This window comes from Stenotrophomonas bentonitica, assembly GCF_013185915.1.
Lineage (GTDB): Bacteria > Pseudomonadota > Gammaproteobacteria > Xanthomonadales > Xanthomonadaceae > Stenotrophomonas > Stenotrophomonas bentonitica.
The window spans coordinates 195,086-217,731 of sequence record NZ_JAAZUH010000001.1 but is presented as its reverse complement, the minus strand read 5'-3'; the positions used below and the strand labels follow the sequence as shown (position 1 = coordinate 217,731).

Genomic DNA, 22,646 nt, shown 5'->3' with positions numbered 1-22,646 from the left:
GCTCCGCAGGATCCCATCACCGCGCGACAGACGCCTCGGCCAACCGGCCCCCCAACCACACCAGGGCAAATCCAGCCACCAGACTGATCCCGATATAGGTAGGCATCACCCACCCCTTCCCACCCCGCACCAGCAGCACCGCTTCCAGCATCATCGAAGAAAACGTGGTCAGCCCACCGATGATCCCGACCACCGCAAACGCCCGCCAATACACCGCCGCACTGCCCCGGGTCTGCAGCCACACCGCGACGTAGCCGATCGCGAACGCACCCACCAGGTTCGCGGTGAGCGTGCCCCACGGAAAGCTGCTGCCGAACTGCCGCCACATCGCATCGCCGATCACGAAACGCAGCGCGGAGCCCAACGCCCCGCCGATCATCACCAGCCCGAGCTGCTGCCACCACGTTCCGAATCCGCCCATCAACCCTGCCCCTTGCGTGCCCGGGCCTGCTCGCGCTCGGCGCGCAGGCGGTCCAGCTTTTCCTTGAGTTTGATTTCCAGCCCGCGCGCCACCGGCTGGTAGTACACGCGCTCGCCCATGGCATCCGGGAACCCGGTCTGGTCCAGCGCGATGCCGCCGTCGGCGTCGTGATCGTACTGGTAGGTCGCACCGTATCCCAGCTCTTTCATCAGCTTGGTCGGCGCATTGCGCAGGTGCAGCGGCACCTCCTGGGTGCCGGTCTCGCGGACTTCCTTCTTTGCCAGGTTGAAGGCCGCATAGCCGGCGTTCGACTTGGCGGTGCTGGCCAGGTAAAGCACCAGCTGCGCGAATGCCAGTTCGCCTTCCGGGCTGCCCAGCCGCTCGTAGATGTCCCAGGCCTCCAGCGCCATCGACTGCGCGCGCGGATCGGCCAGGCCGATGTCCTCGATCGCCATCCGGGTCAGCCGCCGGGCCAGATAGGAGGGGTCGCAACCGCCATCCAGCATGCGCGTGAGCCAGTACAGCGCCGCGTCGGGATTGGAGCTGCGCACCGACTTGTGCAGGGCCGAGATCTGGTCGTAGAACTGCTCGCCGCCCTTGTCGAAGCGACGGGTGCGGTCGGCCAGCACCTGGACCAGCATCTCCGGGCTGATCCGCCCGCCTTCGCCGCCGGCCAGTTCGGCCGCGATCTCCAGCAGGGTCAGGCCACGCCGCACATCGCCATCGGCGGCGGTTGCGATTTCCAGCAGCGCCTCGGGCGTGACCTGCAGCGCTTCGCTGCCCAAGCCGCGTTCGCTGTCGTGCAGCGCCCGCTCCAGTGCTTCGACGATGTCGGCCGGCGACACCGCTTCCAGCACGTGCACGCGGCAGCGCGAGAGCAGCGCGGAGTTCAGTTCGAACGAGGGATTTTCGGTGGTGGCGCCGACGAACACGATGGTGCCGCGCTCGATATGCGGCAGGAACGCGTCCTGCTGGGCCTTGTTGAAGCGGTGCACTTCGTCGACGAACAGCACCGTGCGCCGGCCTTCGGCGAAGCGCTGCGCCGCTTCGGCCAGCACCACGCGCACTTCGGGCAGGCCCGACAGCACCGCCGAGATCGCACGGAACTCGGCATCGGCGTAGTGGGCCAGCAGCAGCGACAGCGTGGTCTTGCCGCAACCAGGCGGCCCCCACAGGATCATCGAGTGCACGTGCCCGGACTCGACCGCGCGGCGCAGCGCACTGCCCGGCGCGAGCAGGCGCTTCTGCCCGACCATTTCATCAAGGGTCTGCGGGCGCATCCGCTCGGCAAGCGGGCGCATGTTGTCCCGATCCACGCTCAGCAGATCGGGGCCTGGGGATGTCGTTCGGAGTCTGGCCACGCCGCTATTGTATGGCGATCAATTCCCGATGACGTCGGTGCCCTTCGGCGGCGTGAAGGTGAAGGTGCCCGGCTTGAACGCCGGATTGCGCTTCCAGCCGCTGAAGTTGATCACCGTGCGCTGGTTGACCGCATCGGTCACTTCCATGCGCGCCAGGCCCTGGGCGTTGAAGCCCAGCGCGGCGTACTGGAACGAGGTCTCGGTCTCGCGCTTCGGGCTCAGCGACAGCCATTGCAGGCCATCGCGCGGCGCCGCTTCCTCGCTCACGTCGTACTGCTGGTCCAGCAGCTTGGGATTGATCAGCGCGGTCAGCGGGCTGTTCTGCTCTTCGGCACCCTGCGCACGCTTGGTCGCCTGCTCCAGGTCCTTCTCGTACACCCACACGTTCTTGCCGTCGGCCACGATCAGCTGCTCGTGCGGCTTGAGGTACTCCCAACGGAACTGGCGCGGCGCCGACAGCGCCAGGGTGCCGCTGGTGGATTCCTTGACCTTGCCCTTGCTGTCGATCACCTGCTGGCTGAAGTCCCCGGTCAGGCCTTTCAGATCCTTGGTGAACTTGTTCAGTTCATCGCGGGCACCGGCCCAGGCGGTAGCCGAGCCGACGCTGGCAACCAGCAGCGTGGCGGCGACGAGGGAGCGGCGGAAGGTGCTGTTCATGCAGGTATCCAGGCAAGATTTGGAGGATGTCCGGCAGTGTGCCCGGAGCATCCTGAATGGGGGATCAGGGCACCGACTGCACGGTGCGGAGGTCACCGTACACGACCTGGCCGCGGAAACCGCGCCGCACCTGCTGGTACAGCTCGCGGAACGCAGCATAGTCGCCCGGCTGGCACAGCGCGTCCGCGCCACGCACCGCCCGCTGGTGCAGGCGGTGCCGGGCCACGATGGCCTGCCCTTCGCGACGCCACTGCAGCTGGTACTCACCGGCGGCGTTGTGGAAGTCCAGGTCGCGCGGCATCGCCACGATCGGCACCCCGGCCGGGTACTGCAGCCGGTAGGTCTCTTCGCGCAGGCTGTCGTTGCAGTAGAACGGGGTCGCGTTGTCGGGCGCCGAGGTGGTGGTGTAGATGTCGCGGAACGACTCGCCGCCGGGCGGGTCCGGCAGCACCATGCCGCCGACCACGCCGAAGTCCACGTAGTCGGTGGCGTGGAAGTCGTAGCGGTAGTTGAACGGACGGGTCAGGTCCTGCGGGTCGCCCAGCAGGGTCAAAGTGCCGCTGCCGTCGAAGCCGGACGAGGCCATGATCGACTCCTCCACCCGCGCCCGGTTCTGCGCGTTGAGCCGCGCGAACGCGCCGCGCATGCCGATCTCGCTCACTTCGCGCGGCTGCTGCACGGTGCGGCCCTGCACGTCGCCACCGGGCGAGAACTCGAAGGTCACCTCGAAGCCGGAACCGTTGCGCGCGGCATCGTTGTCCGGGGTGCGCGCCACGGTGGCCTGGCGGGTATGCAGCACCGGTGCGCCCAGGTCGGCGTCGGGCAGCTGGCCGAAGCGCGCGTACGCGCTGGTGGAATCCAGGTACAGGTCGAACTCGGGTACGTAGGTGATGGCGTGGTTGAACCGGCCCAGCATCGGAATCGCCGGCAGGGTCGGCCCGCCGCCGGCGCCGATCAGCACCGGGGTGCTGTCGATTTCGCGCGCGGCCAGCAGCGCTTCCAGGATCACCACGTGGTCCTTGCAGTCGCCGTAGTGGTTGTCGAGGATGCTCTGCGCCGGGTTCGGCTCCAGCCCGCCGTTGCCCAGGTACACCGCCACGTAGCGGATGTTCTGCGAGACCCAGCGGTACAACGCGGCGGCCTGCTCGCGACGATCAGTAATGCCACGGGTGACCTCGTCGGCCAGCGCCTGGATGCCCGGGGTCACCTTGGCCGCCTCACCGCCCTTGAGCTGGTAGGCGCTGGCCACCTGCGCCCAGTCGCGGTAGGTGCTGGCCATGATGGTCGGGCTGAACTCCCACGGCTGCGCGGTCCAGTTCTGCACCGGCATCGGTTCGCTGCGGCGGTATTTCCAGGTCCAGCGGGCCTGGCCGTTGCGCACGGTCGGCGCCTGGCTGCCCTGCACGCCGCGCTGCTGCACGTACATCGGCAACGACGCCGGTGCGGTCAGCGTCACCTGCGCGTCGTCGTACTGCTGGAACACGTTGAAGGTTTCCCACAGGCTGAAGTAGCCCGGGAAATACGGCACGTTCTGGGTGCGCCGGGTCTGGTAGACCACCCGCGTGCCGGGGGCGAGGTTGGGAAACACCACCACCTTCACCTTGCGGTCGGCGTACATCGCCGCCGCGGCGCTGGAATAGCTTTCCTGGGTGTAGATGCGGTCGGCCGGCACGTCGCGGCGCTGGCCGTCGGCGGTGAGCGTGTAGGCCGAGAGCACCTCCAGCGTTTCCATCTTCTCGCTGTAGCTCAGCCGCACCTGGCTGAACTGCTCCACCGCCGCCTTGGTCTTGAGCAGGATGTCGTACGACTCGGTCTGCACGTTGCTGGCGTCGGCGCGGACTTCGTAGTCGGCGCGGTAGGCGACGAAGCTGAAATTGTTGCTGGCCTGGGTGTCGTTGGACGCCGGGGCGGAGGTGGGGGCGATGGCGGGCACGGGGGTGGGCGCCTGGGCGGCGGCCTGCGCCAGGACCTGTAATGGGACCAACGCCAGTGCGCCGACCATCTTCCATGCCATGCCGTTCATTGCGGGTCCTTTGAGTGCGCAGCCACGCAGGGCGTGGCTCTACCGGGGTGTTGCCAAGCGGCGTTATTTAGGCGGCGGTGGGGCCAGTACGCTGCGGTCGCCGTTGTGTTCGGGTGGGCTGACCACGCCGGCGTTTTCCATCGCTTCGATCAGGCGCGCGGCGCGGTTGTAGCCGATCTTGAGCCGGCGCTGCACGCCGGAGATCGAGGCGCGGCGGGTTTCGGTCACGATCCGCACCGCTTCGTCGTACAGCGGGTCGGACTCGTCGCCGGCCGCGGCACTGGTCTCGGGCAAACCGCCCGCCCCCACCACCACGCCATCGCCCATCATCTGCACTTCGTCCAGCACGCCGCTGATGTAGTCGGCCGGGCCGCTGGCCTTGAGGTGTTCGACCACGCGGTGCACTTCCTCGTCCGACACGAACGCGCCATGAACACGGTCCGGCAGCGCGGTGCCCGGCGGCAGGTAGAGCATGTCGCCGTGGCCGAGCAGCGTTTCCGCGCCGGACTGGTCCAGGATGGTGCGCGAGTCGATCTTGGAGCTCACCTGGAAGCCGATGCGGGTCGGGATGTTGGCCTTGATCAGGCCGGTGATCACGTCCACCGACGGCCGCTGGGTGGCCAGGATCAGGTGGATGCCGGCCGCACGTGCCTTCTGCGCCAGGCGCGCGATCAGCTCTTCGACCTTCTTGCCGACGATCATCATCATGTCGGCGAATTCGTCGATGAAGATCACGATGAAGGGCAGCGTTTCCAGCGGACGCGGTGCTTCGCCCAGTTCCGGGTTCGGCTTGAACAGCGGGTCCATCAGCGGCTGGCCAGCGTCTTCGGCGTCCTTGACCTTCTTGTTGAACCCGGCCAGGTTGCGCACGCCCACCGCGCTCATCAGCTTGTAGCGGCGTTCCATTTCGGCCACGCACCAGCGCAGGCCGTTGGCGGCCTCCTTCATGTCGGTGACCACCGGCGCCAGCAGGTGCGGAATGCCCTGGTAGACGCTCAGTTCGAGCATCTTCGGGTCGATCATCAGCATCCGCAGGTCTTTCGGCGAAGCCTTGTACAGCAGGCTCAGCACCATCGCGTTGACCGCCACCGACTTGCCCGAGCCGGTGGTACCGGCCACCAGCAGGTGCGGCATGCGCGCCAGGTCGGCCACGGTCGGGCGCCCGGCGATGTCCTTGCCCAGCGCCAGGGTCAGCGGACTGGCCGACTTGTCGTACTCCTTGGAGCGCAGCAGTTCGGACAGGTAGATCATTTCGCGGGTGACGTTGGGGATCTCCAGGCCCACCACCGACTTGCCCGGAATCACGTCGACCACGCGCACCGACTTCACCGACAGGCCGCGTGCGATGTCCTTGTCCAGCGAGCTGATCTGGCTGACCTTGATGCCCGGCGCCGGCTCGATCTCGAAGCGGGTGATCACCGGGCCCGGATAGGCGCCGACCACCTGCGCGTCGATGCGGAAGTCCTTGAGCTTGAACTCGATCTGGCGCGACAGCGTTTCCAGCGTGGTCTCGTCGTAGCCCTTGGGCTGCGGCTTGGGGTCGTCCAGCAGCGCCAGCGGCGGCAGGTCCGAACCGTCGCCATTGACGCCACGGAACATCGGAATCTGGGTCTCGCGCTTGGCGCGGTCGCTCTTTTCCAGCACCGGCTCCGGGCGCGGCTCGATCTTGACCGGCTCGCGCTTGGCCCGCACTTCCGCGTCGACCTTGCGCACTTCCTGGCGCTCCTCGCGCATGGCGCGGGTCTGCTGCCATTCGTTGGCCTGCTCTTTCTTCTTGCTGAGCAGCGGCGGCAGGGCCAGCACGGCGCGGCCGATCTTCTCCATCACCACGAACCACGAAATACCCGTGGCCAGCGTGATCGAAGCCAGCAGCAGCACCAGCACGAACATGTTCGCGCCCAGCGCGCCGAAACCGGCACTGAGCGAATTACCGACCAGGCGGCCGAGGATGCCGCCGGCATGGCCGACATCGCCACTGAACAGGCGCAGGTGCAGGAAGCCGGTACCGGCGATCAGGAAGCCGACCAGCCCGACCAGGCGCAGCGCCGGGTCCAGGTCATGCTCGCCCTTGCTTTCGCGCTTGAGGCCGAACATCGCAAACCAGGCCAGCGCGCCGAGCACGATCGGCAGCAGGAAGGCCATGTAGCCGAACAGCTGCAGCAGCACGTCGGCCACCCAGGCGCCTACCCGGCCGCCCATGTTCTGGATCGGTGCGACCACGCTGCCGGTGTGCGACCAGCCCGGGTCGGACGCGGAGTAAGTGAACAGACTGGCGATCAGATACAGCAGCGCCGGCGCGATCGCGATCAGGCCGAGGTCGCGCCACAGACGCTGTTTGCGCGGGTTGTCGACCGGCGCCGCAGCCGCGGCACGGCGCGACGCCGCTTTGCCGTCGGCAGACTTGGATCGTTCCGGGACCTGCTTCGCCACCTTAGACCAGACCTTGGGAATGCACTGTTAGTCCTTGATAATAAACGACTGATGCCAACGCCGGTAGGGTTGGGCGCCAATTCCCTGGCGCAACGGTCGCGAATGCCCTGCTGGCTCACCGCGTTCCGCTGCTCGCCTTGAATCAGCCGCCCCCAGCCGCCACTCTATGACCTGTCTTGGACGCCGGGCAATGCACCGCCAGCGCCCCGCCCCATCATCTCTTTGCGAGTCTACATGAGCAATTCCAAGCCTTCCCGCCACCAGAAGCTGGTCATCCTCGGTTCCGGCCCGGCCGGCTGGACCGCCGCCGTCTACGCCGCGCGCGCCAACCTGAAGCCGGTGGTGATCACCGGCCTGCAGCAGGGCGGCCAGCTGATGACCACCACCGAGGTGGACAACTGGCCGGGCGACGCCCACGGCCTGATGGGTCCGGACCTGATGGCGCGCATGCAGGCCCACGCCGAGCGCTTCGAAACCGAAGTGATCTTCGACCACATCCACACCGCCGACCTGCAGCAGCGCCCGTTCAAGCTGATCGGCGACAGCGCCGAGTACACCTGCGACGCGCTGATCATCGCCACCGGCGCCACTGCCAAGTACCTGGGCATTCCGAGCGAAGAGGCCTTCAAGGGCCGCGGCGTGTCGGCCTGCGCCACCTGCGACGGTTTCTTCTACCGTGACCAGGACGTGGTCGTGGTCGGCGGCGGCAACACCGCCGTGGAAGAGGCCCTGTACCTGTCCAACATCGCCCGCAAGGTCTACCTGGTCCACCGCCGCGACACCCTGAAGGCGGAAAAGATCATGCAGGACAAGCTGTTCGCCAAGGTCGCCCACGGCAAGATCGAAACCGTGTGGCATCACCAGGTGGAAGAAGTGCTGGGCAACGAAGCCGGCGTCACCGGCGTGCGCGTGAAGTCCACCCTGGACGGCAGCACCCGCGACATCGACGCCCACGGCTTCTTCGTCGCCATCGGCCACCACCCCAACACCAGCCTGTTCGACGGCCAGCTGACCATGAACAACGGCTACCTGGACATCCGCTCGGGCCTTGGCGGCAACGCCACCCAGACCTCGGTGGAAGGCGTCTTCGCCGCCGGCGACGTCGCCGACCAGCACTACCGCCAGGCGATCACCTCGGCCGGCTTCGGCTGCATGGCCGCCCTGGACGCCGAGCGCTACCTGGACGCGAAGGGCGAGCTGGGCTGAGCCCAGGCCACCCGGGTCAACGAAAAGGCCGGCGCCCAGCGCCGGCCTTTTTTGTCCCCCCTCAACCATCGTTGCTGCAGGTCTGCCAGTGCTCGATGGGCGCCGACGTCACCCCATCGGCGTCGCGCATCACCGTGCTCCAGTTGACCATGCCGTAGCCCGTCCCCTGGCAACTGAGGCGCAGCTGGATCGGCGACTCCGACGCCTCGCTGATCGTCTGCTCTCCAGCCTGGCATGCCCAAGGCTGGGAGCAGAACGCGGGCGTAAAGCTCAACGTCACCGGAAACTGCGGGCTGCCATTGAAGTGCACGCTCGTCTCCGCGCTGCCGTTTGAGGGCACGGTGACGCGGTTGATCTTCGTGAGCGCCAAAGGCGCGCAGGTCTTGCCTTCCCGGAACAACCGATACCCCTTTTCCACTCCCTTCATCGATGCAGACCGGAACACCGGGTCCTGCAGCGCCGCAGAGTCGTCGGCATTGGAGTGATAGGCGATCTCCACCAACACCGACGGCATGGTGCCGATTCGATTCTCACCATGCCGACCTTCATTTGCAGCGTCACGGACAGGGAAGGTTTCGTAGCCGGGCTGCGCTCGAATCACCTCGCGCATCCCGCACAACACACTCTCGGCCAACGGCCTGTCTGCGGGCTTGTCGCCGTGGTAGAAAACCTCGAGCCCGCGCACCGTGGCAATTTCATTCCCATTCGTAGGCAATTTCATTCCCATTCGTATGCAGACTGATCATGCCACCCACGGCAAGATCATTCGCGTACAGAGGCCTTGCGCGTATGTCTTCCCGCACTTCGCGATCGCGTGCGGTGTCTGTCGGCAGTGAGTTCCATATGTCGGCACGTTCTGGCAGGACTTCCTTCAGGTGGTATCTCGCCGACATCTGCTCCCAGGGACGACTCGATTCGGGGTGGAGGTCCAGCGACCGGGTCCGCGCCCGCGAAACCACCAATCCACTCCTCTGCTCCAGCAGCGCCTGCAGCTCATCGCCGTAGGCGGGGGTGATGGTGTCCTCCCGAAAGCCGAACGCAACAGGACGCTGAAAGTCCCAGTCCTGCGAGGGGAACACGCGAACCAGACCGTGGCTGGATGACACCAGCACCGTGGCGTTGCCGGGATCGACCCTCGCTCGAGCCGGAACCGCAAGGTCGCCGGGGAAGTAGTACTTCAACGGCTTTCCCTCGAAGAGAAAATCCACGTCATGGACCTTTACGCCGACAGCTTCCGCGTAGTACCGCAAGGTCGTTGCCAGTGAATGAAGGAAGGTCTCTGCGTACTCCTGCTCGATTCCAGGTCGGAATCCGGGTCCGAAGTCGGCGGTCAGCCGCGAAGTGGTCGTGTTGATGGTCACTGTGACGCGGACGGCAGCAAGACGGCCACGTGACTGCAGGTAGTCAGACACCTTCCTTCCGGCCTCCTGCTCCAACACTGCAATGAGCTCCGGATCGACGTACTTCGCCGCGACTGCAGACCCCGCCTCCTGCCCGGACGCGTGCTCCACGGGAATAGCGGCTAGAGCAGCCGCGACGAACAGAGCCCCGCAGGTCGTTGCGGCTGAGTACAGCTGTTTCCTGATCATTCGTTTGTCTCCTTGATAACGAGTTGCACCTCATTGGAAGCGCCTGGCAAATTTGCGCCGCCTGCAAGGAATCAGGCGCGCGCTACTTCACGCTTCCAGATACGCCCCAAATGACTTTTCTATCGAAACGAGCGACTCCATCGACAGCGCCTAAAACCACCCCTTTCCCATCGCCCTGGCCTATCCTTTGGGCATGCCCGATACACGCTTTCTTCATCGCCTCGCCGACCTTCCCGCTGCCGATTGGGATGCCCTGCATGACGGGTGCAACCCGTTTGTCAGCCATGCCTTCCTGGCGGGGCTGGAAAAGCATGGCTGCCTGCGGCCGGAATGGGGCTGGCGACCGCGCCACTTCACCTTGTGGGAAGACGGTCAGCTGGTCGGCGCCGTGCCGGGGTACCTGAAGGACAACTCGCATGGCGAGTTCGTGTTCGACCACGCCTGGGCCAACGCCTATGCGCGGCACGGGCTGGATTACTTCCCGAAGTGGCTGGGTGCGGTGCCGTATTCGCCAGTGACCGGACCGCGCCTGCTGGCCCGGGATGCCCGGACCGCCAAGGCACTGGTCGACGCCCTGCGCAGCGAGGTCGGACGCATGGGCTGGTCGTCCGCGCACGTGAACTTCCATCGGGTCGATGACGACGCCGCCTTCGGACCGGAGTGGCTGCTGCGCGAGGACATCCAGTTCCAGTGGCACAACCCGGGCAGCTGGACCGACTTCAGCGGCTTCCTCGCCGCGATGGACCACAAGCACCGCAAGAACATCCGCCAGGAACGCGCCAAGCTGGCCCGCACCGGCGTCACCTACCGCATCGTCCATGGCGACGAAGCCAGCGCCACCGACCTGCTAGCCATGCACCAGTTCTACCTGCAGACCTTCAGCGATTATGGCAATGCGCCCGCGCTGACCCTGCCGTTCCTGCAGCACCTGGCGGCGACGATGCCGCGCCGGCTGGTGATCTTCCTGGCACTGCTCGACGGACAACCAGTGGCCGGCGCGCTGTGCCTGCGCGGTGCCGACACCCTGTACGGGCGCTACTGGGGCGGAGCCACCCTGCCCGGCCTGCACTTTGAAACCTGCTACTACCAGGGCATCGAGTACTGCCTCCGCGAAGGCCTGGCGCGGTTCGAGCCTGGCGCCCAGGGCGAGCACAAGCTGGCCCGCGGCTTCCTGCCGACGACGGTGCGCAGCCGCCACTGGATCGCCGAACCGGCGTTCGCCGAGGCCCTGGCCGGCTGGTGCGAACAGGAGCGCGCCGACGTGCGCCGCTATGCGCAGGTGCTGGCCGGGCACAGCCCGTTCAAGGACGGCGAACCGACATGACCCGACACCTGCCGTGGAGGCTGGAAGACCGCTCCGACGCGCCATTCCCGCCAGCTGAAACCGCCCTGCGCGAGCCGGACGGACTGCTGGCGCTGGGCGGCGACCTGGCGCCGGTGCGGCTGCTGAACGCCTACGCGGGCGGGATCTTCCCGTGGTTCTCCGAGGGCCAGCCGCTGCTGTGGTGGTCGCCGGACCCGCGCATGGTGTTCCGCACCGACGGCGTGCGCCTGTCGTCACGGTTCCGGCGCAGCCTGCGTGGCAGCGGCTGGACCCTGCGCGCGGACACGCGGTTCCGCGAGGTCATCCAGGCCTGCGCGGCCAGCCCCAGGCCGGGACAGGATGGCACCTGGATCACGGGGGAGATGGTGGAGGCCTACGTGGCCCTGCATGAGCTCGGATACGCCCACTCCATCGAGGTGCTGGACGGCGACCGGCTGGTCGGCGGCATCTACGGGGTGGCGATCGGGCGGATGTTCTTCGGTGAGAGCATGTTCAGCGCGGAGAGCGGCGGCTCGAAGGTCGCCTTGGCAGGGCTGGCGCATTACCTGGGCTCGCAGGGTTGGCCGTTGATCGATGCACAGGTTGAGAACGACCATCTGCTGAGCATGGGAGCTGAGCATTGGCCCCGGGAGCGATTTCTAGGAGTGGTGCGGGAGCAGGTGCAGATGCCGGAAGCGCCGGAAAGTTGGAGCGGCCGGTTCGGAACACAGGCGGCGGCAACCCTGGCATAGTGCCGGCCGCCGGCCGGCTCCCGATATCGCCTGGAGCCGGCCAGCGGCCGGCACTACGGTTGATCGGGCCACGGTGGTTGATCGGGCCACGGTTGTCCCCCCGGTTAACGCAAACTTTGCATCCCGGGGCCAACCTGCGTAAAATGCCCGCTCTTAAGGCCAGCTCGGCCGTTTATAGACCTGCACAGGACTACATGTCGAAAGACGACTCCATCGAGTTCGAAGGCACCGTCAGCGAGACGCTGCCGAACACCACTTTCCGCGTTCGACTGGAAAACGGGCATGAAATCATCGCCCACATCTCCGGCCGCATGCGCAAGAACTACATCCGCATCCTGACCGGCGACCGCGTCAAGGTTGAAATGACGCCGTACGACCTGACCAAGGGTCGCATCACCTACCGCATGAAGTAAGCGGTAAGGCGGCTTCTGCGGAAGACGCGTTCGAAGGCCGGCCCTGTGCTGGCCTTTTTGCGTGGGCGCCATTCAGCCTGACTGGGTAGGCCAGCAGTCACCCTGACCGCCTTCACCCTGACATCAGTCAGCCTGCCTTGATGCAGATTCGCGGCAGGCCGCCGGCGCGCACAGTGGCTCCCGGTCCACTCCGGACCGCAACCACCTTGGCCCCCGCCATGAAGATCCTGATTCCGCTTTGCCTGTTGATGGTGTCCAGCGTTGTCGGCACGGCGACCGCCCAGACCGCGCCCGCCCCGGCAGGGTCGGACTGCGTTGCACTGTCCACCGACCAGCAACTGATCCGCAAGGGCGTTGACCGCAGCATGCTGCTGCGCAGCGGCACCGACCACTACATCGTGCATTTCCAGGGCTCCTGCAGCCAGGCCGCCTTCTCGAAGAAGCTGGCATTTGAAACCCCGAACAACGAAGGCCAGCTGTGCGGCGCCCGCGCCAGCAAGCTCAGGACCGATTCCGGCAGCTGCGACGTGGCCAGCCTCGAACCGATCAGCGCCGAGTCGTTCGCCAGCCGCGCAAGGCGCTGAGGCCGCAAACGAAGAACGCCCCGCGCGAGCGGGGCGTTCGGGTCACTCCACCGTTGCCGGCAGCAACCGCTCCGGCTCGGCCTGGGTTTCCACGAACAGCTCGTCGTCGCGGACGTCGATGCTGACCCGGCCCCCATTGACCAGCTTGCCGAACAGCAGCTCGTCGGCCAGCGGACGCTTGATCTTGTCCTGGATCACGCGGGCCATCGGGCGGGCGCCCATCAGCGGGTCGAAGCCGTGGCGGGCCAGCCAGTCTCGCGCGGTCGGGGTGGCCGACAGGCTGACGTGCTTTTCCTGCAGCAGCATTTCCAGCTCGATCAGGAACTTGTCCACCACGCGCAGGATGTGCTCGAAGCCCAGCGGCTGGAACTGCACCACCGCGTCGAGGCGGTTGCGGAACTCCGGCGTGAAGCTCTTGCGGATGATCTCCATCGCGTCGGTGGCGTGGTCCTGGCGGGTGAAGCCGATCGACCGCCGCGAGGCCTGCGCCGCACCGGCATTGGTGGTCATCACCAGCACCACGTTCTTGAAGTTCGCCTCGCGCCCGTTGGTGTCGGTCAGCACGCCACGGTCCATGACCTGCAGCAGGATGTTGAAGATGTCCGGGTGGGCCTTTTCCACCTCGTCCAGCAGCAGCACGCAGTGCGGGGTCTTGACGATCTTTTCGGTGAGCAGGCCACCCTGGTCGAAGCCGACATAGCCCGGGGGCGCACCGATCAGGCGGCTGATCGAATGCGGCTCCATGTACTCGCTCATGTCGAAGCGGACCAGTTCGATGCCCAGCTGCAGCGCGAGCTGCTTGGTCACCTCGGTCTTGCCCACGCCGGTGGGGCCGGCGAACAGGAAGTTGCCGATCGGCTTTTCCGGGTTGGCCAGGCCCGAGCGGGCCAGCTTGATCGCCGAGGACAGCGTTTCGATGGCCGGGTCCTGGCCGAAGATCACCATCTTCAGGTTGCGCTCCAGGTGCTGCAGCACGTCCTTGTCGGTGGCGCTGACCTGCTTGGCCGGAATCCGCGCCATCTTGGCCACGATGGTCTCGATCTCCTCGATGTCGATCAGCTCCTTGCGCTCGCCTTCCGGCAGCAGCCGCTGGCGGGCACCGGCTTCGTCGATCACGTCGATGGCCTTGTCCGGCAGCAGGCGGTCGCCAATGTGCTTGACCGACAGGTCCACTGCGGCCTGCAGCGCGTCATCGGCGTAGGTCACGCCGTGGTGCGCTTCGTACTTGGGCTTGAGCCCCTGCAGGATCTCGTAGGTTTCGCCCACGGTCGGCTCGACGATGTCGATCTTCTGGAAGCGGCGGGCCAGCGCACGATCCTTCTCGAAGATGCCGCGGTACTCCTGGAACGTGGTCGAGCCGATGCAGCGCAGTTCGCCCGACGCCAGCGCCGGTTTGATCAGGTTGGAGGCATCCATGGTGCCGCCCGAGGCCGACCCGGCACCGATGATGGTGTGGATTTCGTCGATGAACAGCACCGCGTTGGGCATCTTCTTCAGCGCGGTGAGCACGCCCTTGAGGCGCTTTTCGAAGTCGCCGCGGTACTTGGTGCCGGCCACCAGCGCGCCCAGGTCGAGCGAGTAGATCACCGCGTCGGCCAGCACGTCGGGCACCGAGCCTTCCACGATCCGCTTGGCCAGGCCTTCGGCGATGGCGGTCTTGCCCACGCCGGCCTCGCCCACGTACAGCGGGTTGTTCTTGCGGCGGCGGCACAGGACCTGGATGGTGCGCTCGATCTCGTCGCGGCGACCGACCAGCGGGTCGATCCTGCCGGCGCGCGCGGCGTCGTTGAGGTTGCTGGCGAACTCGGCCAGGGCGTCGCCCTTGCCTTCGCCGTCACCGCCTTCGGCACGCCCTTCGGCGTCGGACGACGGCGGCACTTCGCCCTCCTCGCCCAGCTTGGCGATGCCATGGGAGAGGTAGTTGACGATATCCAGCCGGGTCACGTCCTGCTGGTTGAGGTAATAGACCGCGTGCGAGTCCTTCTCGCCGAAGATCGCCACCAGCACGTTGGCGCCGGTGACCTCCTTCTTGCCCGAGGACTGCACGTGGTAGACCGCCCGCTGCAGCACGCGCTGGAAGCCCAGGGTCGGCTGGGTGTCGCGGCCGTCATCTTCGGCCAGGCGGGAGACGGAGGCCTCGATGGCCTGCTCCAGCTCCTGGCGCAGGCGCTCAGCGTCGGCACCGCAGGCCTTGAGTACGGCCTGGGCGGACGGGTTGTCGAGCAGTGCCAGCAGCAGGTGTTCCACCGTCATGAACTCATGGCGGGCCTCACGGGCGCGCTTGTAGCACTGACCGATGGTGTGTTCGAGGTCTTTACTGAACATGTTCTACTCCGGCGGCAGTTGTGAACAATATGCGGCCTACGTGCTCAATTTCCATCACCCTAGCGGATCAGTGCGTTCAGACGGCGTTAGTACTCACGCGGACGCTCCCCAGAGCCCCCGGTGCCGTTATCCCAATTGACGGTCGCCGGGGATGGAACCGGCCATGGCTGGAACCGGGTTACCCGGCCTTTTCCATCGTGCACAGCAACGGGTGCTGGTTCATGCGCGAGAACTCGTTGACCTGGGCCACCTTCGATTCGGCGACCTCGCGGGTGAATACCCCGCATACCCCACGGCCGCGGGTGTGCACGTTGAGCATCACCTGGGTGGCCTTTTCAAGGTCCATGGAGAAGAAGTGCTGCAGCACGGTCACCACGAAATCCATCGGGGTGTAGTCGTCGTTCAACAGCATCACCTGGTAGAACGGCGGCGGCGCGACCTCCGGCCGGGCCGGTTCCAGCGCTACGCCGTGGTCGTGATGGGGGTCTTGGGAGGGCTCGCGAGGCATCCAGACATTATAGCCGCCGGACCCGCCGGATTGGACGTTGGCCCCCTGCCCCCGTCACAATCCCCGCATGCAACGAGACATTCACAAGGTTTTCATGAGATCGACCGTCGCCGCGCTGCTGCTGGCCACCGCCGTGTCCGGGGCCCATGCGGCGTCGCCGGATCCGTCCATCGGCAAGGTGCTGGATACGCTCAAATACCCCTACGAGATCGACGAAGACGGCGATTACAAGCTGGTGTTCGACGTGGAAGGCGGCCGCACCCAGCTGGTGTTCGTGCGCTCGGCAGTGGAAACCTACGGCGCGCACCGGATCCGCGAGGTCTGGTCGCCGGGTTACAAGGCCGCCTCCGGCGCGTTCCCCGCCGACGTCGCCAACCGCCTGCTGGAAGACTCGCAGGACGCCAAGCTGGGCGGCTGGGTGAAACAGGACACGCTGGCGATGTTCGTGGTGAAGGTGGACGCCAACGCCGGTGCGCCGGCACTGGGCGACGCCATCGAGGCGGCCACCCACACCGCCGATGCGATGGAAGCCGAACTGACCGGAACGGACGAGTACTGACGTGAACGCAGCGCAGGACACCCGCTGGACGCCGCATGTGACCGTGGCCACCGTGGTGGTACGCGACGGGCAGCTGTTGCTGGTGGAAGAAGCCATCGACGGCCGCGCCGTGCTCAACCAGCCGGCCGGCCACCTGGAACCGGGCGAAAGCCTGGCCGAAGCCGCGCTGCGCGAAACACTGGAGGAAACCGGCTGGACGGTGCGCCTGACCGCCTTCATCGGCACCTACCAGTGGACCGCACCGGACGGCACCCCGTTCCTGCGCTCTGCCTACGCGGCCGAACCGGTCGCGCATGACCCGACGCTGCCGCTGGACACCGGCATCCTGCGCGCGCTGTGGCTGGACCCGGCCCAGCTCCGGGCCGACCCGGCGCGGCTGCGCAGTCCGCTGGTCTGGGAGGTCATTGCCGACTTCCTGGCCGGCCAGCGCCACCCCCTTTCCATCGTCAAGGAGATCGCATGAGCACCCCACGCATCATGGTCGGCGTCTCCGGTGGCGTGGACTCCTCGGTCGCGGCCTGGCGCCTGGTGCAGCAGGGCGAGCCGGTGGCCGGACTGTTCATGCAGAACTGGGCCGATGACGGCAGCGGCGACTGCCGCGCTGAAGACGACCGCCGCGACGCGGTCGCGGTGTGCGGCCTGCTCGACATTCCGTTCCATTTCCGCGACTTCTCCAGCGAGTACTGGCAGGGCGTGTTCGAGCACTTCCTGGCCGAGTACGCCGCCGGGCGCACCCCGAACCCGGACGTGCTGTGCAACCGCGAAGTGAAGTTCAAGCACTTTTTGGACGCGGCCCGCGAACTGGGTGCCGAACGCATCGCCACCGGCCACTACGCCCGCGTGGCCAAGGTCGGCGGGCACTGGGCGCTGCTGCGCGGCGCCGACCGCAGCAAGGACCAGAGCTATTTCCTGCACCAGCTGGGCCAGGCCCAGCTGGCGGCCACCCTGTTCCCGATCGGCGACCTGCAGAAGAACGACCTGCGCCGGATCGCCCGCGACGCGCGCCTGCCCACGCATGCCAAGAAGGACTCCACCGGCATCTGCTTCATCGGCGAGCGCGACTTCCGCGAGTTCCTGGGCCGCTACCTGCCGGCGCGCAGCGGGCAGATCCAGGACCCGGACGGCACCGTCATCGCCGAGCACCCCGGCGTGTTCTATTTCACACTGGGCCAGCGCGAGGGCCTGAACATCGGCGGCGTGCGCGGCCGTCCCGCGGCGCCGTGGTACGTGGTCGGCAAGGACGTCGCCAGCAACGTGCTGTACGTCGACCAGGACCGCGAGAGCCCGTGGCTGCAGTCGACCCGGCTGCACTCGGAAACCGCGCACTGGATCGCCGGCGCCCCGCCCGCGCGGGAATTCACCTGCACCGCGCAGACCCGTTACCGCCAGCCGGACGAACCCTGCACCGTGCGGGTGCGCGACGATGGCAGCGTGGACGTGCGTTTCGCCCGGCCGCAGCGCGCCGTCACCCCGGGCCAATCCCTGGTGCTGTATGACGACGAGGTCTGCCTGGGTGGCGCGGTGATCGCCGCCACCGACGCGCCACTGGAACAGCGCCTGCGCACCGCCCCTTCCCCCTTCGAGGTATCTGCTGCATGAGTTTTTCGATCGACGACCGCGTCCTTGCCCTGGCTGGCATCGCCCAGGCGCTGCAGCAGGTGCGCCGCATCGCCGAAACCGGCCATTCCGAGGCCAGCGTGGTCCGCACCGCGATCGACAGCGTGTTCCGGATCGACGCCGACAGCCCGCAGGCCGTGTACGGCAGCGCGGCCAACGTGGCCCCGGGCCTGCGCCTGCTGCACAACTATTTCCGCAGCCAGGGCCAGGACGAGATCCTGCCGCGGCTGGCGCTGGCGGTGCTGCAGCTGGAGCGCCGCTTCGTGCGTGAGCACGCGGTGGTCGAGCAGGTCAGCGAGGGCATCGCCAAGGCCCGCCGCCAGGCGCTGGAGCTGAACGACAGCGCCCACCCGGACGTGCTGGGCAGCCTGGGCGGCCTGTATGCCGACACCATCAGTCACCTCAAGCCGCGCGTGATGGTGCAGGGCAACCCGCACTACCTGGGCCAGGCCGGGGTAGTCGCCGAGATCCGCGCGCTGCTGCTGGCGGCGGTGCGTTCGGCCGTGCTGTGGCGCCAGACCGGCGGCCAGTACTGGGATTTCCTGATCTCGCGCAAGGCGATGATCGAAGCGGTGGATCGCCAATTGCGGTAAAAAAGCCGCGCGATGCCTAAAGCTCAGGGGGGCACGGCCGATACATTCTCCGTGCACCTCCCCGAGAACGTTTATGTACTCACGCCTTTTCACTAGTCTGGCCGCTCCCCTGGTCCTGACCCTGCTGCTTCCCTTCGCCATCGGCTTCGCCTGGCCGGCCGCCCTGACCTGGGCGATCCTGACCACGATGACGCTCAGCTGGCTGGGCTTTGCCTGGTGGACCATCCGCGCCCAGACCCAGCGTTCGCCCGAACATGCCCGCCTGATGCGCGAGCAGGACCAGCTGCTCACCGAGCTGCGCACCTTCGTCGGCAACGAGATCGACGGCTCGCGCGCCGAGATCGAACGCGCCCGTGACCTTATCCGCCAAGCGGTGGGTGGCCTGGGCGGCAGCTTCGACGCGATGAACCGCAAGTCGCGCCAGCAGAGCCAGGCGCTGGCCCGCATCGTCGACCGCGCCGGTGAAGACGGCGGCGCCGGTGTCGACGTGGCCCGCTTTGCCCAGCACGCCAGCCAGCGCATGGAGCAGCTGGTGGAAGCGCTGGAACAGGTGAGCGGCCAGAGCAGCACCACCGTGCAGCACATCGATCAGATGGCGCAGCACCTGGACGGTATCTTCTCGTTGCTGGAAGACGTCAAGTCGATCGCCGACCAGACCAACCTGCTCGCCCTGAACGCGGCCATCGAAGCGGCCCGGGCCGGTGAAGCCGGTCGTGGCTTCGCGGTGGTGGCCGACGAAGTGCGCAACCTGTCCGAGCGCTCCACCACCTTCAACGAGCAGATCCGCAAGCTGGCGCACAGCTCCAAGGACGCCATCGCCAAGGTCCGCGAGACGGTCTCCAACATGGCCTCGCGCGACATGGACCGCTCCCGCGAAGCCCGCCACGAAGCGGCGGCGATGCTGGACAACGTGGCCCAGATCAACGCTTCGCTGGGCGACGGCATGCGCGAGATCTCCGAATGCGGCCGTGCCATCGACAGCAGCGTGGCTGAAGCGGTGCGCGCCCTGCAGTTCGAGGACATCGCCACCCAGGCCCTGGGCGGCGTACACACCCACCTGGACCGCCTGACCTCGATCAACCGCGAAGCGGTGGGCCTGCAGGAGCTCCTGCACAAGAACGGCGGCGTGTTCGACGCCGAAGTGGCCACCGCCCTGCAGCGCACCGGCAACCGCCTGCGCGACATGCGCAGCGAGTGGGAGCGCCCGCCGCACAAGCCGGTGAGCCAGCAGAGCATGGCCGCAGGCGCGGTGGAGCTGTTCTGATCGATGATGGTTGCCGGCAACGGCAAAACGCGAAGCCCCGGCACTGCCGGGGCTTTCGTGTGTGTGACCTTTCCACCTTCGCGTAGATGACCGACCGATGCTGTTGAATACCGCCCCCCATCACGCAATGCCAGGCGCCACGAGCGACGCGCCTGCCGACGTGCCCCACCCTGCCCCGGCGCCGGTCGCGCCGCTTATCGGGCGCGCATTGCTGGCGGCCCTGGAACAGATGGCGCAGGCGGAACTGGCAGCGATGGCGGGGAACGCAAAAGACGAACCACGCCTGGATCCGACGTTGGCGTGGCTGGGATGGGATATGGGCCTGTCGGGAGCCGAGATTACGGCCCCTGAAATTAACGAAGCAACCTGACACCGCGTAGAGACACGCCATGCGTGTCCCACGGATAGGTTACGTGCCCGGAACGATTCCAAGCCGGTGAAAATGCACCGGCGGTTTACGGAGAAACCGGAATCCGCGTGGATTCCATCGCGGCCCCAGCCAGCGACAATTGCCCCTGCGCCCCACCCTGCCGCAACCAGTGCGCCAGGTCTCGCGGGGTCAACGGCCGCGAATACAGGTAGCCCTGGATTTCATCGCAGCCCTGCCGGCGCAGCATCGCCTCTTCCTGCTCGGTTTCCACGCCTTCAGCCACCACCTTCATGCCCAGGGCATGCCCCAGATGCACGATCGCCTGGGTGACCTCGGCGGTGCCGGTGTCGTGCAGCATGCCCTGCACGAAGCTGCGGTCGATCTTCAGGCGGCCAACCGGGAAGCGGTTGAGGTAATGCAGGTTGGAGAACCCGGTACCAAAATCGTCCACCGCCAGCGGCACGCCGTGCCGTTCCAGCACGTCGAAACAATGCCGCAGCACGTCGGTGTCGCGGATCAACGCCGATTCGGTCAATTCCAGCTCCAGCCGCTGCGGCGGCCAGCCGTGCGCATGGCAGGTGTCGATCACCCGTTCGGCAAAGCCCCGGTCGCGCAGCTGCACGGCCGAGACGTTCACCGCGATGCGGTCGAACTGCAGGCCGGCACGGTCCCATGCCGCCGCCTGGCGGCACGCCTCGGCCAGCACCCAGTCGCCGATGCGCACGATTTCACCGCACTTCTCGGCAATCGGAATGAATTCGGCCGGGCTGCAATAGCCGATGCCCGGACGATGCCAGCGCAGCAGCGCTTCAATCGCCGGCGGCTGGTCGTGCGCGGCGTGCAGCAGCGGCTGATAAGCCAGGCTGAACTCCTCGCGCTCGATTGCCCCCAGCAACGCATGCTCGATCTCCAGCCTGCGCTGGATCCGCAGCAGGGCGTCCTGGCTGTAGTACTGATAGGTATTGCGCCCGGCTTCCTTGGCGGCGTACATCGCGGCATCGGCCGCACGCAGCAGCGTGTCGAAATCGCCGTGCTCGTCGTCCAGCATGGCAATGCCCACGCTGGCGCCGACCTTCAAGGTGGTGTCGCCGCGTTGCAGCGGTTCGGCCAGCGAAGCGATCAGCTTGCGCGCCACATGGCCGGCGTCTTCCGGGTCGGCCAGGTCGCGCAGCACCACGATGAACTCGTCGCCGTTGAACCGACCGAACAGGTCGACATTGCGCAGCGCCTGGTGCAGGCGCGCCGCAGCGGCCTTGAGCAGCGCATCGCCGGTGGCGTGGCCGAAGGTGTCGTTGATGGTCTTGAAGCCGTCCAGGTCGATGAACAGCATCGCCAGGGCCGCGCCGCGGTCGCGTGCTTCCTCGATGGCGTCGGCGGTCTGCTCGCGCAGCAGCATGCGGTTGGGCAGGCCGGTGAGCAGGTCGTAGTGGGCCAGCAGCTCGATCCGTTCGCTGGCTTCGCGCTCGCGGGTGATGTCACGGAACAGCACCACGTAGCGCGTCGGCAGGCCGTCGCGATGGTCCAGCTCAATCAGCACCTGCACCCAGACGCGCAGGCCGGACTGGCGGTAGAAGCACAGATCCAGCTGTTCGGGCAGGCCACCGGCCGCGATCCGCGCCAGTGCCGCCTCGAACGCCTCGCGCGAGTCCTGGGTGTACAGCGCCAGGGCCTGGTCGAGGGTGATGGGTTCCTTGCGCAGGCCGTGGATGCGGTAGCACTCCTCGGTCCACTGCGTGTGCCGGGTGAGCACGTCGATTTCGCAACCGCCGATCCGGCCGAGGGCCGAGACGCGGTTGAGCAGTTCGGTGCGCCAGCGGATCAGCGCGTCGGTCTGGTGCTGTTCGGTGATGTCCTGGACCTGGCCCAGCACGCGCTGGATATGCCCGTCCGGGCCCAGCAGCGGCTGCAGCCACAGCCGCAGGTGCAGCGTGCCTTCCGCACCGCGGGGCAGCTCCAGCGCCAGCGTGCTCGGCTTGCCATCGCGCAGCATGCGCCGCCAGGCCTGCCGCAGCAGGCCGCGCGAACGCGTTTCGAGCTGCCGCAGCCAATGCCGGCGGCCACCCAGCGGCGCGTCGCCCGCGCCCAGCAGGGCCCGGAACTCCGGCGACCACCAGAACTGGCGGCTGTCCGGGTCCCACGCCCAGCTGCCCATGCTGGCGATGCGCTGGGCTTCGCGCAGGTGCACCTGCTGCTCGCGCAGCAGGGCTTCCATCTGCGCCTGCGCCTGCAGGTCGGCCGGCGCGGCGCGGGTCTCAGCCACCACCGGCTCGGGCACGCTCAGGGTGAAGGCCAGCAGGTTGCCGTCGGGGTCGTGCACCGCACGCATCCAGCCGTCGAAGCTGCCGTGCGGGCCGCCCGGCAGCTGGCAGGGCACCAAGCCGCCATCAGCGGCCAGCAGGCGCAGGTCCTCCAGCAGCTCGCCATACGCCGCCACCGTGGCCGGCAGCCCGTGCTCGCGCGCGGCCGGGTTGGCGGCCAGCGGGCGCCCGTTGCGGTCCAGGATCACCAGGGCCGACGCCAGGGGGTGCTGCAGCAGACTCGCGATGATGCCTTGGTCCACGCGGTATGACTCCGATAACGCACCCGACAGCCGGGAACGTAGTCGTTAGCGGCGGATGCCGCCGATAGTTGAGTGCCGCGTGCGCCGGAGGGGCCGCACCTACTACTATGG

The 22,646-nt window shown here is 67.2% G+C and carries 21 protein-coding genes; 11 read left to right on the top strand and 10 right to left on the bottom strand.

All coding sequences use genetic code 11. The annotated features are described in order from the left end of the window. Nucleotides 1–16: 16 nt before the first annotated feature. The 5 genes from crcB to HGB51_RS00930 all read right to left on the bottom strand — a co-directional run bounded on the left by crcB (nucleotide 17) and on the right by HGB51_RS00930 (nucleotide 6,892). Complete coding sequence (gene crcB / locus HGB51_RS00950) at nucleotides 17–421, bottom strand: fluoride efflux transporter CrcB (RefSeq protein ID WP_070207990.1); 405 nt, start codon at nucleotides 419–421, stop codon at nucleotides 17–19. Further along, nucleotides 421–1,722, bottom strand: coding sequence for a replication-associated recombination protein A (locus HGB51_RS00945; protein ID WP_171966704.1), 1,302 nt, complete (start codon nucleotides 1,720–1,722; stop codon nucleotides 421–423). Before HGB51_RS00945 ends, crcB begins: the two co-directional genes overlap by 1 nt. Before the next feature lie 78 nt (nucleotides 1,723–1,800). Further along, nucleotides 1,801–2,439 (bottom strand): outer membrane lipoprotein periplasmic chaperone LolA, encoded by a 639-nt coding sequence (lolA, locus tag HGB51_RS00940; protein WP_070207992.1) that lies wholly within the window; start codon nucleotides 2,437–2,439, stop codon nucleotides 1,801–1,803. A 64-nt stretch (nucleotides 2,440–2,503) separates the two neighbouring features. Continuing rightward, nucleotides 2,504–4,462: a DUF3857 domain-containing transglutaminase family protein gene (locus HGB51_RS00935; RefSeq protein WP_171966703.1), complete on the bottom strand. Its 1,959-nt coding sequence runs from the start codon at nucleotides 4,460–4,462 to the stop codon at nucleotides 2,504–2,506. Between the two features lie 63 nt (nucleotides 4,463–4,525). After that, nucleotides 4,526–6,892, bottom strand: a complete 2,367-nt coding sequence (locus HGB51_RS00930) for a DNA translocase FtsK (RefSeq protein WP_070207994.1) — start codon at nucleotides 6,890–6,892, stop codon at nucleotides 4,526–4,528. A gap of 234 nt (nucleotides 6,893–7,126) precedes the next feature. Between HGB51_RS00930 and trxB the strand changes: the two genes are divergently transcribed. Continuing rightward, on the top strand, nucleotides 7,127–8,098 hold the full coding sequence (gene trxB, locus HGB51_RS00925) for a thioredoxin-disulfide reductase (protein WP_070207995.1): 972 nt from the start codon (nucleotides 7,127–7,129) through the stop codon (nucleotides 8,096–8,098). A gap of 61 nt (nucleotides 8,099–8,159) precedes the next feature. On the opposite strand, the gene HGB51_RS00920 is transcribed toward trxB, so the two are convergent. Then, entirely contained in the window at nucleotides 8,160–8,819 is a 660-nt protein-coding gene (locus HGB51_RS00920; RefSeq protein ID WP_171966702.1) for an N-acetylmuramoyl-L-alanine amidase, read from the bottom strand. After that, on the bottom strand, nucleotides 8,794–9,687 hold the full coding sequence (locus tag HGB51_RS00915) for a hypothetical protein (protein ID WP_171966701.1): 894 nt from the start codon (nucleotides 9,685–9,687) through the stop codon (nucleotides 8,794–8,796). The genes HGB51_RS00920 and HGB51_RS00915 overlap by 26 nt, the downstream gene beginning before the upstream one ends. Before the next feature lie 193 nt (nucleotides 9,688–9,880). On the opposite strand from HGB51_RS00915, the gene HGB51_RS00910 reads away from it, so the two are divergent. From HGB51_RS00910 to HGB51_RS00895, 4 genes are all read left to right on the top strand, one after another. Continuing rightward, nucleotides 9,881–11,011 carry a GNAT family N-acetyltransferase gene (locus HGB51_RS00910; RefSeq protein WP_070208118.1) on the top strand — a complete coding sequence of 377 codons (1,131 nt, stop codon included), beginning with the start codon at nucleotides 9,881–9,883 and terminating at the stop codon, nucleotides 11,009–11,011. After that, a complete protein-coding gene (aat, locus tag HGB51_RS00905) occupies nucleotides 11,008–11,742 on the top strand; it encodes a leucyl/phenylalanyl-tRNA--protein transferase (protein ID WP_070208117.1) in 735 nt (244 codons plus the stop codon). Before HGB51_RS00910 ends, aat begins: the two co-directional genes overlap by 4 nt. A 194-nt stretch (nucleotides 11,743–11,936) precedes the next feature. Continuing rightward, nucleotides 11,937–12,155: a translation initiation factor IF-1 gene (gene infA, locus HGB51_RS00900; protein WP_005409596.1), complete on the top strand. Its 219-nt coding sequence runs from the start codon at nucleotides 11,937–11,939 to the stop codon at nucleotides 12,153–12,155. A gap of 218 nt (nucleotides 12,156–12,373) precedes the next feature. Further along, nucleotides 12,374–12,739, top strand: coding sequence for a hypothetical protein (locus HGB51_RS00895; protein WP_070208116.1), 366 nt, complete (start codon nucleotides 12,374–12,376; stop codon nucleotides 12,737–12,739). Nucleotides 12,740–12,781: 42 nt separating this feature from the next. On the opposite strand, the gene clpA is transcribed toward HGB51_RS00895, so the two are convergent. Next, entirely contained in the window at nucleotides 12,782–15,064 is a 2,283-nt protein-coding gene (gene clpA, locus HGB51_RS00890; RefSeq protein WP_070208115.1) for an ATP-dependent Clp protease ATP-binding subunit ClpA, read from the bottom strand. Between the two features lie 178 nt (nucleotides 15,065–15,242). Further along, nucleotides 15,243–15,572 (bottom strand): ATP-dependent Clp protease adapter ClpS, encoded by a 330-nt coding sequence (gene clpS, locus HGB51_RS00885; RefSeq protein ID WP_070208114.1) that lies wholly within the window; start codon nucleotides 15,570–15,572, stop codon nucleotides 15,243–15,245. Between the two features lie 94 nt (nucleotides 15,573–15,666). On the opposite strand from clpS, the gene HGB51_RS00880 reads away from it, so the two are divergent. From HGB51_RS00880 to HGB51_RS00855, 6 genes are all read left to right on the top strand, one after another. Further along, nucleotides 15,667–16,131, top strand: coding sequence for a hypothetical protein (locus HGB51_RS00880; protein ID WP_171966700.1), 465 nt, complete (start codon nucleotides 15,667–15,669; stop codon nucleotides 16,129–16,131). Between the two features lies 1 nt (nucleotide 16,132). Then, a complete protein-coding gene (locus HGB51_RS00875; RefSeq protein ID WP_070208112.1) occupies nucleotides 16,133–16,594 on the top strand; it encodes an NUDIX hydrolase in 462 nt (153 codons plus the stop codon). Beyond that, nucleotides 16,591–17,730 (top strand): tRNA 2-thiouridine(34) synthase MnmA, encoded by a 1,140-nt coding sequence (mnmA, locus tag HGB51_RS00870; RefSeq protein WP_070208111.1) that lies wholly within the window; start codon nucleotides 16,591–16,593, stop codon nucleotides 17,728–17,730. The genes HGB51_RS00875 and mnmA overlap by 4 nt, the downstream gene beginning before the upstream one ends. Then, a complete protein-coding gene (hflD, locus tag HGB51_RS00865) occupies nucleotides 17,727–18,341 on the top strand; it encodes a high frequency lysogenization protein HflD (protein ID WP_070208110.1) in 615 nt (204 codons plus the stop codon). The genes mnmA and hflD overlap by 4 nt, the downstream gene beginning before the upstream one ends. A 73-nt stretch (nucleotides 18,342–18,414) precedes the next feature. Next, on the top strand, nucleotides 18,415–19,605 hold the full coding sequence (locus HGB51_RS00860) for a methyl-accepting chemotaxis protein (RefSeq protein ID WP_070208109.1): 1,191 nt from the start codon (nucleotides 18,415–18,417) through the stop codon (nucleotides 19,603–19,605). 97 nt (nucleotides 19,606–19,702) lie between these two features. Further along, entirely contained in the window at nucleotides 19,703–19,975 is a 273-nt protein-coding gene (locus HGB51_RS00855; RefSeq protein ID WP_070208108.1) for a hypothetical protein, read from the top strand. A gap of 85 nt (nucleotides 19,976–20,060) precedes the next feature. Here HGB51_RS00855 and HGB51_RS00850 read toward each other — a convergent pair whose 3' ends face one another. After that, nucleotides 20,061–22,535 (bottom strand): putative bifunctional diguanylate cyclase/phosphodiesterase, encoded by a 2,475-nt coding sequence (locus HGB51_RS00850; protein WP_070208107.1) that lies wholly within the window; start codon nucleotides 22,533–22,535, stop codon nucleotides 20,061–20,063. Nucleotides 22,536–22,646 lie beyond the last annotated feature (111 nt).

Bases quoted from the DNA above. Each gene is read 5' to 3' on its own strand.
- HGB51_RS00880 (WP_171966700.1), top strand. From the start codon at position 15,667: ATGAGATCGACCGTCGCCGCGCTGCTGCTGGCCACCGCCGTGTCCGGG.
- mnmA (WP_070208111.1), top strand. From the start codon at position 16,591: ATGAGCACCCCACGCATCATGGTCGGCGTCTCCGGTGGCGTGGACTCC.
- trxB (WP_070207995.1), top strand. From the start codon at position 7,127: ATGAGCAATTCCAAGCCTTCCCGCCACCAGAAGCTGGTCATCCTCGGT.
- lolA (WP_070207992.1), bottom strand. From the start codon at position 2,439: ATGAACAGCACCTTCCGCCGCTCCCTCGTCGCCGCCACGCTGCTGGTT.
- infA (WP_005409596.1), top strand. From the start codon at position 11,937: ATGTCGAAAGACGACTCCATCGAGTTCGAAGGCACCGTCAGCGAGACG.
- HGB51_RS00920 (WP_171966702.1), bottom strand. From the start codon at position 8,819: ATGAAATTGCCTACGAATGGGAATGAAATTGCCACGGTGCGCGGGCTC.
- HGB51_RS00855 (WP_070208108.1), top strand. From the start codon at position 19,703: ATGCTGTTGAATACCGCCCCCCATCACGCAATGCCAGGCGCCACGAGC.
- clpS (WP_070208114.1), bottom strand. From the start codon at position 15,572: ATGCCTCGCGAGCCCTCCCAAGACCCCCATCACGACCACGGCGTAGCG.
- HGB51_RS00910 (WP_070208118.1), top strand. From the start codon at position 9,881: ATGCCCGATACACGCTTTCTTCATCGCCTCGCCGACCTTCCCGCTGCC.
- crcB (WP_070207990.1), bottom strand. From the start codon at position 421: ATGGGCGGATTCGGAACGTGGTGGCAGCAGCTCGGGCTGGTGATGATC.
- clpA (WP_070208115.1), bottom strand. From the start codon at position 15,064: ATGTTCAGTAAAGACCTCGAACACACCATCGGTCAGTGCTACAAGCGC.
- HGB51_RS00915 (WP_171966701.1), bottom strand. From the start codon at position 9,687: ATGATCAGGAAACAGCTGTACTCAGCCGCAACGACCTGCGGGGCTCTG.
- HGB51_RS00945 (WP_171966704.1), bottom strand. From the start codon at position 1,722: ATGCGCCCGCTTGCCGAGCGGATGCGCCCGCAGACCCTTGATGAAATG.
- aat (WP_070208117.1), top strand. From the start codon at position 11,008: ATGACCCGACACCTGCCGTGGAGGCTGGAAGACCGCTCCGACGCGCCA.
- HGB51_RS00935 (WP_171966703.1), bottom strand. From the start codon at position 4,462: ATGAACGGCATGGCATGGAAGATGGTCGGCGCACTGGCGTTGGTCCCA.
- HGB51_RS00895 (WP_070208116.1), top strand. From the start codon at position 12,374: ATGAAGATCCTGATTCCGCTTTGCCTGTTGATGGTGTCCAGCGTTGTC.
- HGB51_RS00860 (WP_070208109.1), top strand. From the start codon at position 18,415: ATGTACTCACGCCTTTTCACTAGTCTGGCCGCTCCCCTGGTCCTGACC.
- hflD (WP_070208110.1), top strand. From the start codon at position 17,727: ATGAGTTTTTCGATCGACGACCGCGTCCTTGCCCTGGCTGGCATCGCC.